The organism is Pseudoalteromonas sp. S3178 (assembly GCF_005886985.1).
Taxonomy (GTDB): Bacteria; Pseudomonadota; Gammaproteobacteria; order Enterobacterales; family Alteromonadaceae; genus Pseudoalteromonas; species Pseudoalteromonas carrageenovora.
This window is the reverse complement of the sequence record NZ_PNCW01000562.1, coordinates 1-325: the sequence shown is the minus strand read 5'-3', so window position 1 is coordinate 325 and position 325 is coordinate 1. Positions and strand designations below refer to the sequence as shown.

The window sequence follows — 325 nt, the reverse complement described above, 5'->3', positions numbered from 1 at the left end:
AAAGGCTCAAGGCTGTGCTTCGCTATCGTCACCTCATCACAGCGATATTCCATCGCTCGAATAAAGCCCTGTTCCATTTTTGCAATAAACGGATTAAACCAAGCAAGCGTCGCGAGTATTCGCCAAATTACAACAGCAATATGGTCGCCCTTATCTATGTGGGTTAACTCATGCAGAATAAGTGCTTGCTGCTCGGCTTTTGGTAGCGTGTCAAATTCCACCGGCAAATACACTTTAGGTTGCCTCAGTCCGAACACAAAAGGAGAGCAAGTAATTGGCAATTGATAGCAACTCCGTGCGCCGAGCTTTGTTTTTGAGGCGGTAC

1 protein-coding gene is annotated in these 325 nt (G+C 46.5%); it reads right to left on the bottom strand.

Translation table 11 applies throughout. The annotated features are described in order from the left end of the window. Positions 1 to 221, bottom strand: a 221-nt coding sequence (locus CWC11_RS22220) for a M56 family metallopeptidase (protein ID WP_283241039.1), incomplete at its 3' end; no start/stop codon positions are given. Between the last annotated feature and the right edge of the window lie 104 nt (positions 222 to 325).